The sequence below is a fragment of the Leifsonia sp. P73 genome, from assembly GCF_051059105.1.
In the GTDB taxonomy this organism is placed as follows: Bacteria; Actinomycetota; Actinomycetes; order Actinomycetales; family Microbacteriaceae; genus Leifsonia.
Map to the genome: position 1 here is coordinate 3,429,602 of NZ_CP194931.1, position 14,236 is coordinate 3,443,837.

The 14,236-nt window shown below is 71.9% G+C and carries 14 protein-coding genes and 1 pseudogene; 7 read left to right on the forward strand and 8 right to left on the reverse strand.

Translation table 11 applies throughout. The features are described from left to right. Positions 1-14 precede the first annotated feature (14 nt). The 4 genes and pseudogenes from ACQ86L_RS17760 (at position 15) to ACQ86L_RS17775 (ending at position 4,190) form a co-directional block, all read left to right on the forward strand. Positions 15-1,192: pseudogene (locus ACQ86L_RS17760) on the forward strand (Gfo/Idh/MocA family protein). Beyond that, positions 1,189-1,881, forward strand: a complete 693-nt coding sequence (locus ACQ86L_RS17765; RefSeq protein ID WP_434316586.1) for a ThuA domain-containing protein — start codon at positions 1,189-1,191, stop codon at positions 1,879-1,881. The pseudogene ACQ86L_RS17760 and the gene ACQ86L_RS17765 overlap by 4 nt, the downstream one beginning before the upstream one ends. Next, a complete protein-coding gene (locus ACQ86L_RS17770) occupies positions 1,866-2,963 on the forward strand; it encodes a Gfo/Idh/MocA family protein (RefSeq protein ID WP_434316587.1) in 1,098 nt (365 codons plus the stop codon). Before ACQ86L_RS17765 ends, ACQ86L_RS17770 begins: the two co-directional genes overlap by 16 nt. A 42-nt stretch (positions 2,964-3,005) precedes the next feature. Beyond that, positions 3,006-4,190: an ROK family protein gene (locus ACQ86L_RS17775; RefSeq protein ID WP_434316588.1), complete on the forward strand. Its 1,185-nt coding sequence runs from the start codon at positions 3,006-3,008 to the stop codon at positions 4,188-4,190. Between the two features lie 71 nt (positions 4,191-4,261). Here the strand turns inward: ACQ86L_RS17775 and ACQ86L_RS17780 are convergent, their stop codons facing one another. Beyond that, positions 4,262-5,461, reverse strand: a complete 1,200-nt coding sequence (locus ACQ86L_RS17780) for a Gfo/Idh/MocA family protein (RefSeq protein ID WP_434316589.1) — start codon at positions 5,459-5,461, stop codon at positions 4,262-4,264. Positions 5,462-5,685: 224 nt separating this feature from the next. Between ACQ86L_RS17780 and ACQ86L_RS17785 the strand changes: the two genes are divergently transcribed. Both ACQ86L_RS17785 and ACQ86L_RS17790 read left to right on the forward strand, forming a co-directional pair. Continuing rightward, entirely contained in the window at positions 5,686-6,915 is a 1,230-nt protein-coding gene (locus ACQ86L_RS17785; protein ID WP_434316590.1) for a multidrug effflux MFS transporter, read from the forward strand. 27 nt (positions 6,916-6,942) lie between these two features. Then, positions 6,943-7,632, forward strand: coding sequence for a phosphatase PAP2 family protein (locus tag ACQ86L_RS17790; RefSeq protein ID WP_434316591.1), 690 nt, complete (start codon positions 6,943-6,945; stop codon positions 7,630-7,632). On the opposite strand, the gene ACQ86L_RS17795 is transcribed toward ACQ86L_RS17790, so the two are convergent. Together ACQ86L_RS17795 and ACQ86L_RS17800 are read right to left on the reverse strand one after the other, a co-directional pair. Continuing rightward, complete coding sequence (locus ACQ86L_RS17795; RefSeq protein ID WP_434316592.1) at positions 7,604-8,476, reverse strand: aminoglycoside phosphotransferase family protein; 873 nt, start codon at positions 8,474-8,476, stop codon at positions 7,604-7,606. The genes ACQ86L_RS17790 and ACQ86L_RS17795 overlap by 29 nt on opposite strands. Further along, a complete protein-coding gene (locus ACQ86L_RS17800; RefSeq protein ID WP_434316593.1) occupies positions 8,473-9,294 on the reverse strand; it encodes a helix-turn-helix domain-containing protein in 822 nt (273 codons plus the stop codon). The genes ACQ86L_RS17795 and ACQ86L_RS17800 overlap by 4 nt, the downstream gene beginning before the upstream one ends. A 17-nt stretch (positions 9,295-9,311) precedes the next feature. Here ACQ86L_RS17800 and ACQ86L_RS17805 point away from each other — a divergent pair, with 17 nt between their 5' ends. Beyond that, positions 9,312-9,920: a GNAT family N-acetyltransferase gene (locus ACQ86L_RS17805; RefSeq protein WP_434316594.1), complete on the forward strand. Its 609-nt coding sequence runs from the start codon at positions 9,312-9,314 to the stop codon at positions 9,918-9,920. A gap of 6 nt (positions 9,921-9,926) precedes the next feature. Here the strand turns inward: ACQ86L_RS17805 and ACQ86L_RS17810 are convergent, their stop codons facing one another. The 5 genes from ACQ86L_RS17810 to ACQ86L_RS17830 all read right to left on the reverse strand — a co-directional run bounded on the left by ACQ86L_RS17810 (position 9,927) and on the right by ACQ86L_RS17830 (position 14,092). Further along, positions 9,927-10,487, reverse strand: coding sequence for a hypothetical protein (locus tag ACQ86L_RS17810; RefSeq protein WP_434316595.1), 561 nt, complete (start codon positions 10,485-10,487; stop codon positions 9,927-9,929). Further along, positions 10,484-10,729 carry a hypothetical protein gene (locus tag ACQ86L_RS17815; protein WP_434316596.1) on the reverse strand — a complete coding sequence of 82 codons (246 nt, stop codon included), beginning with the start codon at positions 10,727-10,729 and terminating at the stop codon, positions 10,484-10,486. The genes ACQ86L_RS17810 and ACQ86L_RS17815 overlap by 4 nt, the downstream gene beginning before the upstream one ends. Before the next feature lie 49 nt (positions 10,730-10,778). Next, the gene (locus ACQ86L_RS17820) at positions 10,779-12,284 is read right to left on the reverse strand and encodes an alpha-N-arabinofuranosidase (RefSeq protein WP_434316597.1); all 1,506 of its coding nucleotides are present in this window, start codon (positions 12,282-12,284) and stop codon (positions 10,779-10,781) included. Between the two features lie 78 nt (positions 12,285-12,362). Beyond that, entirely contained in the window at positions 12,363-13,376 is a 1,014-nt protein-coding gene (locus ACQ86L_RS17825; RefSeq protein ID WP_434316598.1) for a LacI family DNA-binding transcriptional regulator, read from the reverse strand. Between the two features lie 68 nt (positions 13,377-13,444). Then, positions 13,445-14,092: a TetR/AcrR family transcriptional regulator gene (locus ACQ86L_RS17830; RefSeq protein WP_434316599.1), complete on the reverse strand. Its 648-nt coding sequence runs from the start codon at positions 14,090-14,092 to the stop codon at positions 13,445-13,447. Between the last annotated feature and the right edge of the window lie 144 nt (positions 14,093-14,236).

A 14,236-nucleotide genomic window follows, 5' to 3' on the forward strand; every position in this document is an offset into this window, starting at 1 on the left:
AGCTGCGGGTGGCGATGGTCGGCTACGGGTTCATGGGCGCGGCGCACTCCCAGGGCTGGCGGGTCGCACCGCGGTTCTTCGACCTCGCCGCCGAGCCGGTCATGTCCACGATCGTCGGGCGTGACGCCGCCCGCGTGGAGGCCGCCCGCGCGAAGTTCGGCTGGCAGCGTGCGGAGACCGACTGGCGGCGCGCGGTCGAGGACCCCGACATCGACGTGATCGACATCTGCTCGCCCGGCGCCTCGCACGCCGAGATCGCCATCGCCGCGCTGGACGCGGGCAAGCACGTGCTCTGCGAGAAGCCGCTCGCCAACACGGTCGCCGAGGCCGAGGCGATGGTCGCCGCCGCCGAGCGCGCAGCGGAGCGCGGCGTCCGCTCGATGGTCGGCTTCAGCTACCGCCGGGTCCCCGCGATCGGCTACGCGCGCCGCCTGGTGCAGGAGGGCCGCCTCGGTGCGATCCGCCAGGTGCGCGCGCTCTACCTGCAGGACTGGCTGAGCGACGAGAACGGCCCGATGACCTGGCGGCTCGACAAGGAGGCCGCCGGCTCCGGATCGCTCGGCGACATCGGCGCGCACGCGATCGACCTGGTCGAGCACCTCACCGACTCCCGGCTGTCGTCCGTCTCCGGCACGCTCGCCACGTTCGTCGAGGAGCGGCCGCTGCTCGGCGAGACGGTCGGGCTCTCCGGCACGGCCTCCAGCGAGCGCGGCCGGGTGACCGTGGACGACGCCGCCTGGTTCACCGCCCGCCTCAGCGACGGTGCGGCGGCGGGCGCGATCGGCGCGTTCGAGGCGACCCGCTATGCGACGGGCCGCAAGAACGCGCTGCGGATCGAGCTGAGCGGGTCCCGCGGGGCGATCGCCTTCGACCTGGAGTCGATGAACGAGCTCCAGTTCTACGACGCGACCGCTCCGGCGGGGAGCAGGGCTTCACCCGGATCATCGTGACCGAGCCAGAGCATCCCTACATGGCGAACTGGTGGCCGACCGGGCACGCGATCGGCTACGAGCACGCGTTCAGCCACCAGATCAAGGACTTCGTCGACGCGATCACGAGCGGCGCCGATCCCGAGCCGTCCTTCGCGGACGGCCTGCACATCCAGCGCGTGCTGGCGGCTGTCGAGCACAGTGCCGCCTCCGGCAGCGCCTGGACCCCCACTGCCTCACCCGCCCGAACGGAGAACCCATGACCAGACAAGCCCTCGTCGTCCGCGGCGGCTGGGACGGGCACATGCCCGTCGAGACCACGAACCTCTTCATCCCGTTCCTGGAGGAGAACGGCTTCGCCGTGCGGGTGGAGGAGAGCCCCGCCGTCTACACCGACGAGACATTCATGGACACGGTCGACCTCGTCCTCCAGATCAACACCATGAGTACCATCGAGCCGGAGGAGTTCGCGGGCCTGCAGCGCGCGATCCTGAACGGCACCGGGATGGGCGGCTGGCACGGCGGCATCGCCGACTCGTACCGGAACAACGCCGACTACCTGCACATGATCGGCGGCCAGTTCGCCCACCACGCGGGCAAGGACCCGGCGGAGCGCACCGGCGAGCAGTCGGACAACTACATCCCGTACACCGTGAACATCACCGAGTACGGCGCCTCCCACCCGATCACCGAGGGCATCTCGGACTTCGACCTGGAGACCGAGCAGTACTGGGTGCTGAGCGACGAGTACAACGACGTCCTGGCCACCACGACGCAGACCGTGCGGCCGTGGGACGCCTGGAACCGCCCGGTCACCGCGCCGGCGATCTGGACCCGGCAGTGGGGGAAGGGCCGCATCTTCGTCTCCGCGCCGGGCCACCGGCTGGAGATCGTGGAGTCCCTGCCGGTGCGCACGATCATCGAGCGGGGGCTGCTGTGGGCCGCGCGCTGAACGTCGGGGTCGTCGGCGTCGGCGTCATCTCGGCGCAGTACTTCGCGGAGTTCCCGGAACTGCCGAACCTGCGGCTGCGCGCGGTCGCGGACCTCGACCTCGAACGCGCGCGTGCCGTCTCGGCCGAGCAGGGCGTCGAGGCGATGACAGTGGATGAGCTGCTCGCGCATCCCGACGTGGATGTCGTGCTCAACCTGACCATCCCGCTCGCCCACGCGGGCATCGCGCTGCGCGCGCTCGCCGCGGGCAAGCACGTCTACGGCGAGAAGCCGCTCGCGCTCACGACGGCGGAGGCGGCGCCGGTGCTCGCGGCCGCGGCCGCGCGCGGGCTGCGGGTGGGCTGCGCGCCGGACACCGTGCTCGGCACCGGCGTCCAGACCGCGCGTGCCGTGCTCGACGAGGGCAGGATCGGCGTGCCGCTCGGCGCCGCGGTGGCGTGGACGGCGCCCGGTCACGAGCTGTGGCATCCGGCGCCCGCGTTCTACTACCAGCCGGGCGGCGGCCCGCTGTTCGACATGGGGCCGTACTACCTGACGTCGCTCGTGACCTTCTTCGGGCCGGTGGTCCGGGTGTCCGGGGCGACCCGGCGGTCGGACCGCGTGCGCACGGTCGCCACCGGGCCGAACGCGGGAGCCGCGCTGCCGGTGGACGTCGACACGCACGTCACGGCCATCCTGGAGCACGCCTCCGGAGTGGTCTCGACCGTGACCGTCTCGTTCGAGGTGTGGGCCTCCCGGGTGCCGCTGTTCGAGGTCTACGGGACGGCGGGGACGCTCGCCGTGCCCGACCCCAACCACTTCTCCGACCCGGTGTCGGTCGCGACCGCGGACGACCGCGAGTTCCGGGAGCTGGAGGTCGCGGGCGGCTACGCCGACGCCGGCCGCGGCTACGGCCTCGCCGACCTGGCCCGCGCGATCGAGACCGGCCGGCCGCACCGCGCCTCCGGGGAGCTGGCCTTCCACGTGCTGGAGATCATGGAGGCCGTGCTCGCCGCGGGCGCCCGGCACGAGGTCGTCACGCTGACCTCCACGGTCGAGCGGCCCGAGGCGGTGCCGGCGGGGGCGCGACCCGAGACATGGTGACGTCCGCCGCACCCCGCGACCTGTAATACAGTGACCGGGACCATGAACGGCAGGACGACGGCGGGGACGAACCTCGACACGGTGCGGCGGCACAACCTCTCCGCCGTGCTCGGGATGGTGCACCGCGAGGGCCCGCTGGCGCGCTCGGCGCTCACCCAGGCGACCGGCCTCAACCGCTCGACCATCGGCGCGCTCGTCGCCGAGCTGGCCGAGCTCGGGCTGGTGCGCGAACGCGAGCCGGAGACCAGCAACCGGGTCGGGAGGCCGTCGCCGGTCGTCGCCGCCGACGGCCGGGTCGTCGCGCTCGCCGTGAACCCCGAGGTCGACGCGGTCACCGTCGGCGTCGTCGGGCTCGACGCGCACGTGCACCGCCGGGTGCGCTATCCCACCGGGCACGTGCCGACCGCCGCGGAGGCCGCCGCCATCGCCGCCGCCGTGATCGACGGGCTGCGGCCCGAGCTGGCCGCGGCCTCACGGGTCGTCGGCGTCGGCGTCGCGGTGCCCGGACTCGTGCGGGAGGAGGACGGCGTCGTCCGGCTCGCGCCCCACCTGGAGTGGGCGGAGGAGCCCTTCGCCGCCGAACTCGCCGCGGCCACCGGCTATCCCGTCGCCGCGGCCAACGACGCCAGCCTGGGCGCGAACGCCGAACGACTGTTCGGCGCCGGACAGGGCGCGGCCGACCTCGTCTACGTCAACGGCGGCGCGTCCGGCATCGGCGCGGGCGTCATCGTCGGCGGGAGGCCGCTGACCGGCATCAGCGGTTACGCCGGCGAGCTCGGCCACACGCTGGTGAACTCGGTGGGTGTGCGCTGCCACTGCGGCGCGATCGGCTGCCTGGAGACCGAGGTCAGCCAGCGGGCGCTGCTGCGCGTGCTCGGGCTGGCCTCCGCCGACCCCGACGAGCTCTCGCGCTCGCTCGGCTCGGCCGTCGCGGCGGGCGACCCGGCCGTGCTCGCCGAGGTGGACCGCCAGCTCGGCTTCCTCGCGACCGCGCTGCGCAACGCCACCAACGTCTTCGACCCGGACCGGATCGTGCTCGGCGGGTTCCTCGGCGCGCTGCACGAGCTCGCGCCCGAGACGCTGCCGGCACTCGTCGCGTCGCAGGCGCTCGCCGCCTCCGCCGAGACCCTCACCATCGCCCGCGCCGCCCTCGGCAGCGACATCCTCCTCATCGGCGCCGCCGAACTCGCCTTCACCCCGCTCCTCGCGTCCCCCTCCGCCCCGTAACCCCTCAATCTCTTCCGGAGTTGTGTACGTCCGCGCGCGGCGTGTCGCGTACACAACTCCGGAACGGATGGTCAGTGGGGCGCGGGGCCGAAGTCGGGGATGGGGAGGCGGGCGCCGTTCTGGAGGGCGCTCTCGTGGGCGACGATGCCGGGGAGGGTGTAGCGGGCGGCCTGCCAGGCGTTGACCGGCGGGAGGCTCAGGGTGTTCACGGCGCGCACGAAGTCATCGGCGAGGAAGTGGTGGCTGCCCTCGTGCCCGTTCGTCACGTGGTCGAACTCGCGCGGCAGCCGCGTGCGGTCGTGGATGGGCGCGCTGCCCGACGTGAACGCGTCGCGCAGCGCGGGCGCGACGTGCGCGAGCGACGGGTCGTCCGGCGACAGCGTCGGCTTCGGCTGCAGCAGGTCTGTGATGTCCGTCACGCCTGCCTTGTCGGTGCGGTGCGAGACGGTCGCGAGCTGCTCGAAGCTGCCGTCCGTCCCGAAGAAGCGGAACCGCGACTCCCGGATGTGCGACGGATAGCCGACCCGTCGGAACTCGTTCGTCCGGAACGACCCGCCTCCCGCGACCTCGAACAGCGCGGTCGCGTTCGAGAAGTCGTTGCCGAACATGCTCACCTCGCGGTCGAAGACGCCGTCGCCGCGGTCGTCGGTGACGCCGATCGCCGAGACACTGACCGCGTGCGTGTCCCACGCGCCGAGGATGCCGCCGATCGAGTGGGTGGGGTAGAGCAGGGGCGGGTAGCTGGCCGTCGCCTTCCAGGCCTCGCCGCCGGAGTACCGGTACGCGTCGTAGAAGCCGAGGTCCATGTCGTGCACGTAGTCGCCCTCGGCGTAGAAGACGCGGCCGAAGGCGCCCTCCGCGATCTGCGACCGCGCGTAGACGGTGGCCGGGTTGTAGTGGCTGGTCTCGCCCATCATGTAGGTGAGGCCGGTGCGGCGCACGGCGCCGATGATCGCGGCGATCTCCTCGGCGCTGATCGCCATCGGGACGGCCGAGTAGACGTGCTTGCCGGCCTCCAGGGCGCGCACGACGAGCGGGCCGTGCGTCCAGCGCTGGGTGAAGATCGCGACGGCGTCCACGCGCGGGTCGTCGAGCGCCGCCTCGAACGAGGGGAGGGCGCCGTCGAGGCCGTACTCGGCGACGAGCCGCTCCGCGCGCTCCGGCAGCAGGTCGGTGGCGTACACCGCGCTCACCCCGGGGTGCAGCGCGAACAGCTTCGCGAACTGCCCGGCGAACTGGCCGGCGCCGATCATGGCGATGGAGAAGGTCATGTCACTCGCTCTCTGGGTCGTCTTCCGTCGGCGCCGCGAAAACGCCGCAATGCGCACGTTCACATTCTGGCCCGGAACGCGCTAGTATGGACACGCGCCCACGATCGAATCGATTCGAACGGGCGGCTCCCAGCACCGCGATCCCGTCGCGGTGCTGTCGTTTTGCGTCCAGTGCCGGACGCGTGCCCCCTCCCCACACGCCCTCCAGCAGAAGGACTCCTTTCGTGACCACCGTCGTGCATCCCGGCGACTCGCTCACCGGCCGCCAGCGCCTGGCGTACATCCTGATCCTCGGCGCGCTCACCGCACTCGGGCCGTTCACGATCGACATGTACCTGCCTGCGCTGCCGACGCTGGAGTCCGACTTCCACGTCTCCACCGCCATGATCCAGCTCACGCTGACGGCGACCACGATCGGCTTCGGCCTGGGCCAGCTCCTGGTCGGGCCGTGGTCGGACAAGATCGGCCGCCGCATCCCGCTCATCGCGGCGACCGGCGTCCACATCTTCGCGTGCCTCGCCGCGGCGATCGCGCCCAACGTCGAACTCCTCGGCGTCGCCCGCGCGCTGATGGGCATCGGCGCCGCAGCCGGCGGTGTGGTCGCGATGGCCATGGTCCGCGACCTGTTCGGCGGACGCCCGCTCGTGCGGATGCTGAGCCGGCTCGCGCTCGTCAACGGGCTCGCGCCCGTCCTGGCCCCTGTCATCGGGTCGTGGCTGCTGCTGGTCATGCCGTGGCGGGGCATCTTCGTCGTGCTCGCCTGCTACGGCGTGTTCGTGATCACGTGCGTGTCGCTGTGGATCACCGAGACCCTCCCCAAGGCGCGCCGGCACGACGCCGGCCACTCGACGGTCGGCCAGCGCTACCGCTCGGTGCTGAGCGACCGGGTCTTCGTCGGCATCGCGATCGTGGGCGCCGCGAACTTCACCGGACTGTTCTCGTACCTGTCGGCGAGCCCGTTCATCTTCCAGGGCCTCTACGCGTTCACGCCGCAGGAGTACGGCCTCCTGTTCGCGGTCAACTCGATCGGCATCATCATCGGCGTGCAGTCGGCGGCGCGGCTGACCAAGTATTTCGGGCCGCAGTGGATCCTCGCCGTCTCGACGGCCGTGATGTTCCTGGCCTCGGTCGCGATCGTCGTGCTCGACCAGGCGCACGCCGGGCTGTGGGGCGTGGCGATCCCGCTGTGGTTCTTCATCGCGGCCTGCGGCTTCGGGTTCCCGTGCGTGCAGGTGCTCGCGCTGAACAACCACGGCCACGAGGCCGGGACGGCGGCGAGCCTGCTCGGCGCGCTCAACTTCGGCGCGGCGGGGGTGTTCTCGCCGATCGTCGGCCTGCTCGGCACCGGGAGCGCCGCGCCGATGGGCGCGATGATGGCGGTCTGCGCTGCGGTGTCCATCGGGTCGCTGTGGCTGGTCGTGCGACCGCGGACGGTGCCGGCGCTCGGGCACTGACGCGCCGCGCCGCGCTAGCGTGATCCCATGACCGCGTCGCCGCCCCTCCACACCGCCGCGCGCATCCAGCGCCGTTGGCCGCTGATCTCGGCGTCGGTGGCGATCGGCCTCGTGCTGGTGATGGGCGCGATCATCGCGTTCCGGCCGACCGAGCCGTTCGTCCTCGACCTGAAATGGATGGCCGAGGTGGTCGAGCACCGATCGCCGGTGTGGACCGTCCCCGCCCTGTTCTTCAACTGGGTCGGCGGCGGGATCGTCGGCTCGGTGGTGATCCCTGTCCTGATCTTCCTGCTGCTGCTGGCGTTCCGGAGGCCGTGGGGCGCGGGCTTCTTCGCGATCGCGAGCGTCGTGTCGGTGATCTGCGTGCAGCTCCTCAAGCACACGGTCGGCCGGGCACGTCCGTCGGAGATCCTGGTGGTCAGCGATCCCGGCTCATTCCCGTCCGGGCATACGGCGAACGCGGCGACGATGGCGGTCGTGTTCGGCATCCTGTTCCCGCGCGTCTGGGTGTGGTGCGTGGGCGGGGCGTGGGCGATCCTGATGGCGATCAGCCGCACCTACCTCGGCGCGCACTGGCTGAGCGATACGATCGGCGGCCTCCTGCTCGGCGCCGGTGTCGCGGTCATCGTCTGGGCGCCGCTGGCGTACAAGCTGGCGGAGGAGAGCGCCCGGCCGCACCCGTTCTTCCTCAGCGCGGCGGCCCGGGCGAAGACGTAGCCGGAGGCGCGTCCAGCGCCCGCATCGCCGCGATCCCCGTCCCCACCGCGATCGTCGCGTCGCCGGCACTGCGCTCCGACCATGCCGCCGACAGCCCGGCCCAGGCGAGCGCCCAGCGCAGCATCCGGCGCCGGGTGATCCCGGTCTCGGCCGCGATCACCGCCACGGTGCGCTCCAGCCGTCCCGGGGCGAGCGCCACCTCCGCCGACGGGTTGCAGAGGATGTTCGCGAAGTCGAAGCCCGGGTCGCCGTGGATGTGCTTGGGGTCGATCGCGAGCCAGCCGTCTCCCGCGAAGTCGAGCACGTTGCCGTGGTGGATGTCGCCGTGCAGCACCACGTCGCCCGCCGGCGAGGCGAGCAGCGCATCGGCCTCGGCCGCTGCGCGGGCGAACATTCCGTCGTGGGCATGCGGTCGATCGGCGGCGTGCTCGAAGAGTTCGGCGAACCAGCGCGGCAGGTCGACCAGGCCCTCCGGACGCGGCCGGTCGGTCACCGTGTGCAGCCGCAGCGCCGCCCGGCAGAGGATGCGGGTCGCCTCGTCGTCCCCGTCCGGGCCGGAGGCCGCCAGCGACTCCAGCGAGCGGCGGCCGGTCGCGCGCGCGAGCACGAGCGCGTCGCCGTCCGCGGCCAGCACAGGAGCCGCCCCGCGGCCGTCCCACCAGCGGAGCACGCGCCCGCCTGCGGCCTCCTCGGCCTGCGTCGCCAGCTTGAGGAACGCCGCCCTGCTCTCCCACACCACCGGCTGCAGCACGCTCGACGGCGTGGCGAAGGCCGCACCGTCCGGCGTCAGCGCCCAGCGCGCCCGCCACGGGGCGAGCAGGGCGCCGGGATCCCGCTCCGTCACGTCAGCCGGCTCTCAGCCGCGTACGCCCCGGGCGTCCGGCCGACCACGGCCCTGAACTCGCGGTTGAAGTGCGCCTGATCCGCGTAGCCCAGTTCGGCCGCGAGCTGCGCGAGCGCGGGAGGCTCCGGCTCGCGCAGTGCCGCTGCGGCCTCCTGCAGCCGGTAGCGCTGGATCAGCCACTTCGGCCCGAATCCGATGTGCCCGGCGACGAGCCGCTGCAGGCGGCGCACGCCGATCCCGAACCGGTCGGCGAGCTGCTCCACCCGGCGCAGCTCGCGGTCCGACTCGACCGCGGCGACGATCGCGTCGACCAGCCGCGCGTCGGCGTCGGGGGCGGGGAGGCCGGCCAGCGCGGCCTCGACGACCGCGATCGCGCCGTCCGCGTCGTCGTCGGCGAGCCGTTCGCGCACCACGCCGACCGCGTCGGTCAGCCGTACCGAGAGCGCGTCGAGCGGGATCACCGGGGGAGCGCCGCGCAGCGAGCCGCCCACCCACTCCCGCGCCACGCCCGGCCACAGCATCGCCCCGAACGCCCAGCCTTCGCCGGTCAGCGCCCTCCCGGACAGTCCGCGGCTCGCACGATACAGCGCCGCGGTGTCCGCCTCGATCACCAGGTTCGCCGTCGGATACTCCAGCACCGCCTCGCGCACGCTCGCGCCGGCGGGGAGGGACCAGCGCGGCAGCCAGTAGTGCCGCACGAACGCGGCCGCCGTCTCACCCGGCACGCGTCGCTCGATCCGGACGGGCGCAGCGGGGGCGTCGGCTCCGAGGGTGAGCCGGCCCTTGCTCAGCGGCCCTGCGACGGTGGACGAGGTCACGCTGCCATACTTTCACGGTGACTTCGATCCGACCGTACCGTCCGGCCGACCGCGCGGACGTCTACGACATCTGCGTCAGGACGGGGGCGAGCGGCGCGGACGCGCGCGGGCTCTACTCCAGCGACGACCTTCTGCCCGACGTCTTCGCCGGACCCTATGTGGAGTACCAGCCCGACCTCGCGTTCGTGGTCGACACCGGCGACCGGGTCGCCGGGTACGTGATCGCGGTTGCGGACAGCCACGCGTTCGCCGACTGGTACGACGAGCACTGGCTGCCCGGGTTCCGTGAGCGGTACCCGGTGGAGGCGGCGCCCTCCGCGAAGGAGCGGGAGGCGATCGGGTTCGGGCTCGATCAGCACGAGGCGATCGTCCCGGAGGCCGACCGGTATCCCGCGCACCTGCACATCGACCTGCTGCCCGAGCTGCAGGGCCAGGGCTTCGGGCGCCGGCTCATCCGGGAGCTCCTCGGGGCGTTGAACGCGCGCGGCGTACCCGGTGTGTTCCTCCGGATGTCGCCCACGAACACCGGTGCGATGGCGTTCTACCGCCGGCTCGGCTTCGAGGAGCTGCCCTCCAGCCGCACCGACGCGCCCGCGCTGGCGATAGCGACGGACGCGGACGTCTGACACGCCCTAGCGGAACCGCGGCATCCGCTCGAACCAGTACAGCAGCTCGGGCGACCGGCGCCGGAGTTGCGTCATGGTCAGGAAGTCCTCCGGCCGCGTCACCGGCACGTCGAGCTCCTCGGCGACCCGCTCCATGTCGTCCACCGACCAGAACTGCCCGCGCATCCGGATGAGCACCCGGCCGTCGCGTCCGGTGATGAAGAGCTGGGGGAGCGTGTCCAGCGTGCTGCCGTCGTAGAGGCGCACGATCAGGATGGAGCCGACGTCGACGGACCGCACGAACCGGGTCCGGCCGAAGAAGCCGCGCTCCCGGATGCCGTCCGCCTGGATCGTGATCGTCGCGCTGAGGAACGCGTACACGCCGAGGATCGTCGCCAGCACGACCAGCACGTGGGCGAAGAGGACGAACCTCCATTCGCCGTTCGGGATGGTGAGCCAGTACAGCACGGCGAACACCGGCGTGGTCAGCGCGAGCACGGCGGTGAGCCCGCGCGCGAACAGGTCGCGATGCGGTCTGAGTACGGTTCCCCTCGACACGTTCGTGCCGACCCCCTGATGGTTGCTCATCGGGTCGAGTCTGACGGATTCCCGGGGTCGTTCATAGCGGCATTTTGGGGGACACGGCGTTGCATCTCGGCGAGGTGCTTGACGCGCAGCGAACGCACCCGGAAGGCCGACAGGATCGTCGCCAGCACACCCACGGCGAACAGGATCACCGTGGCGAGATCGTGCATCGAGCGGCCGATCAGCAGGGTCACCGCAGCGAGCACCACGGTGGCGCAGAGCTGGGAGAGCATTTTGCCGGTCACTCCCATATCTAACATGCAGGACGGCCGTCTCACCAAATCCGCCGCGCGGTCAGCCGAGCGCGACCGCCGTCCAGGAGACCGGGGGCAGCTCCAGGGTCAGCACGCCGTCCGCGAGCCTCGCCGTGCCGTTGGCGCTGAGCCCGACGCGCTCCGGCTCGGCCTGCGTGTTCTTCGCGTACACGTCGTCGTCGAACAGGCTGAGCGCCTCCCGCACGGCGGTCGCGCCCAGGTCGCGGACGTCGATGGTGACCGTCTCCGTCTCGCTGAGGCTGCGGTTCACCAGGAAGACCGCGGACTCGCCCGTCGCGGCGTCGTGCGTCGCGACCGCGTCCACCACGTCCGCGGAGCCGTGCACCGCGGTCTCGTAGCTTCCGGTGCGGACGGCCGGGCGCAGCACCTCGCCGCGCGCGAGCCGGCTCGTCACCGAGAACGGGAAGAACGTCGTCTGCCGCCAGGCCGCGCCGCCCGGCTCGGTCATGATCGGCGCGATCACATTGACGAGCTGGGCGAGGGAGGCGCTGCGGACCCGGTCGTGGTTCTTGAGCAGCGTGATCAGGAGGTTGCCGACGACCACCGCGTCGGCGACCGAGTAGACGTCCTCCAGCTGCCGCGGGGCGACGCGCCACTCGTCGTTGACCTCCTGGGACGCCTGGTGCTCGTCCAGGTACCAGACGTTCCACTCGTCGAAGGAGATGGCGATCTTCTTGGCGATCTTGCGCTTGCTGCCGACGTGGTCCGCCGCCGCGACGACCGTGTCGATGAAGTACTGCATGTCCACCGAGGAGGCCAGGAACGACCCGAGGTCGCCGCCGCGCTCCTGGTAGTAGGCGTGCGCCGAGATGAAGTCGACGTTGTCGTAGGCGTGCTCCAGCACGGTGCGCTCCCAGTCGCCGAAGGTCGGCATCCCGGAGCCGGACGACCCGCACGCGACGAGTTCGAGGTGCCGGTCGGCCGCCTTCATCGCCTGGGCGGTGCGGGCGGCGAGCTTGCCGTAGTCGTCGGCGGTCATGTACCCGGTCTGCCAGGGACCGTCCATCTCGTTGCCGAGGCACCACATGCGGATGCCGTGCGGCTCGACCGTGCCGTTGGCGATCCGCTGGTCGCTGAGGGCGGTGCCGGACGGGTGGTTGGCGTACTCCAGGAGGTCGAGCGCCTCGTCGATCCCGCGGGTGCCCAGGTTCACGGCGAGCATCAGCTCGGACCCGGTCAGCTTCAGCCAGCGCGAGAACTCGTCCAGGCCGACCTGGTTGGTCTCCAGCGAGTGCCAGGCGAGGTCGCGGCGCACGGGACGCTGCTCGCGCGGCCCGACGCTGTCCTCCCAGCGGAAGCCGGAGACGAAGTTGCCGCCGGGGTAGCGGATGGTGGTCGCGCCGAGCTCCTTCACCAGCTCGACCACGTCGAGGCGGAAGCCGTCCTCGTTCGCGGTCGGGTGCCCCGGCTCGTAGATGCCGTCGTACACGCAGCGGCCGAGGTGCTCCACGAACGAGCCGAAGATGCGCCGGTCGATGGGGGCGACGCGGGCGGAGCGGTCGAGGGTGATGGTGGTCTCGGGCATGCTGCTTCCTCTTCTGGCCGTATTACAACGTTGTACAGACATGATCGCGGCCGAATGTGACCGTGTCAAACGGAGGCCTCAGAGAGCCGTGGACTCGCGGGGGAGGAGGCGGTAGGGGACGAGGATGCGATCGGGTTCGAAGGGGGCGTCGCCGCCCTCGATGCGGCGCACGAGCAGGTCGACCGCGGTGCGGGCGATCTCGCCGCGGCCCGGGTCGATCGTGGAGAGCGTCGGCATCGAGTACCGCGTCTCGTCGATGTCGTCGAAGCCGATGAGGGCCACGTCCTCCGGCACGCGGAGGCCGGCCTCCTGCAGTGCGCGCAGCGCGCCGAGGGCGATCGCGTCGTTGAACGCCACGACCGCGTCGAATCCGACGCCGCTCGCCAGGAGGTCGCGCATGGCCTCCGCCCCGTTGCGCCGGAGCCAGGAGCCGACGGGGACGATCAGCTCCTCGCCGGACGGGATGCCTGCCGCCGCCAGGGCCGCCCGGTAGCCGTCGAGACGCAGCGCCGCGGACCCGATGACCTCGCCCGGATGCGCGCCGAGCGCCACCACGCGGCGCCGTCCGAGCCCGAGGACGTGCTCGGTCGCCGCACGGGCGCCCTCGGTGTTCCGCATCGTGACGTGGTCGCGCGGCCCGGTGAAGATGCGCTCGCCGAGCAGCACGACCGGGACGGGCATCGCGGCGATGACGTCCTCGTCGTCCTGGTCGAGGGCGAGAACGCTGTAGAGCACGCCGTCCACGAGCTGGGGCCGCGGCCGGCGCAGGGCGGCGATCTCGTGCTCCCGGTCGTCCCCGAACTGCTCGATGAGCACCGAGAGCCCGTGCCCGGCGGCCGCCCGCATGACGGCGTCGGCGAGCTCGGCGAAGTAGGCGTTGCGGAGATCGGGGATCATCAGGGCGATGACATTGGTGCGTCCCGATCGCAGGCTCCGGGCCGAGAGGTTCGGCGTGTACCCGAGCGCGGCGATCGCGTCGAGCACCCGCCGCCGGGTCTCATCCCGCACGTAGGGATGGTCGTTGACGACGTTCGACACGGTCTTGATCGACACCCCGGCCAGCCGGGCGACATCGTGCAGGGTCACAGCCACGCTCACTCCCGTCTGTTGCCGGTCGGCACGACCTTACAACGTTGCACGGGCGCAGCCCCGCCGAGCGCTCACGCGTCGTGCACGTACGACGTGAGCTCCCGGCCCGGCCGCAGCACCCCGTTCACGATCGCCTCGATGGCGAACTCGCTGGCCCCCGCGAGGTCCACCGACGCCGGATCGAGCAGCCACTGCAGCTGGAGGCCGTCCATCACAGCGAGGATGGACGCCGCTGCCCGGTCGATCGTGTCCGGGTCGGTCACGCCCTCCTGGGCGCAGAGCGCGCGGAAGGCCGCGTCGATCTCGGCCCGGAGGTTGCGGTAGCGCTCCTGGAAGTAGGCCGTCGCCGGGTGCCCCTCGGTGACCGACTCCGCCGACAGCACGGTGAACACCTGGACGATCCCCGGCCGCAGCGCGTTGCGCTGCGCGGTGGCGACGAGGTGCGCGAACAGCGCTGGGCCACCGGGGATGTGCTGGTCGGCGAGGTGGGCGACGTCGTCCCTGTCGCGGAACTCCAGCACCTCCAGGAGCAGGTTGTTCTTCGACCCGAAGTGGTGCAGGACGCCGGCGTGCGTCATCCCGACCTGCTCGGCGATGTCGGTGAGCGTGCCGTTGGTGGACCCCTTGGCGCCGAACGTCTCGATCGCCGCGCGCAGGATGTCGATGCGCTTCTGCTCGGTCTCCGGGCGCGTTCCGGTGCTGGTGCCGCTGATGGCCATTTCCGTCGCTCCTGCCGTGCTGGTTGCGGCCGAGCTTACCAGCCAGTAACCTCACCTCAACCAACTTGCTTTCTGACCAGTAAGCAAGTTATCGTCAGCCGACATTCCGCAGCACCACAGGGCACAACGGATGTGCCCGCCACG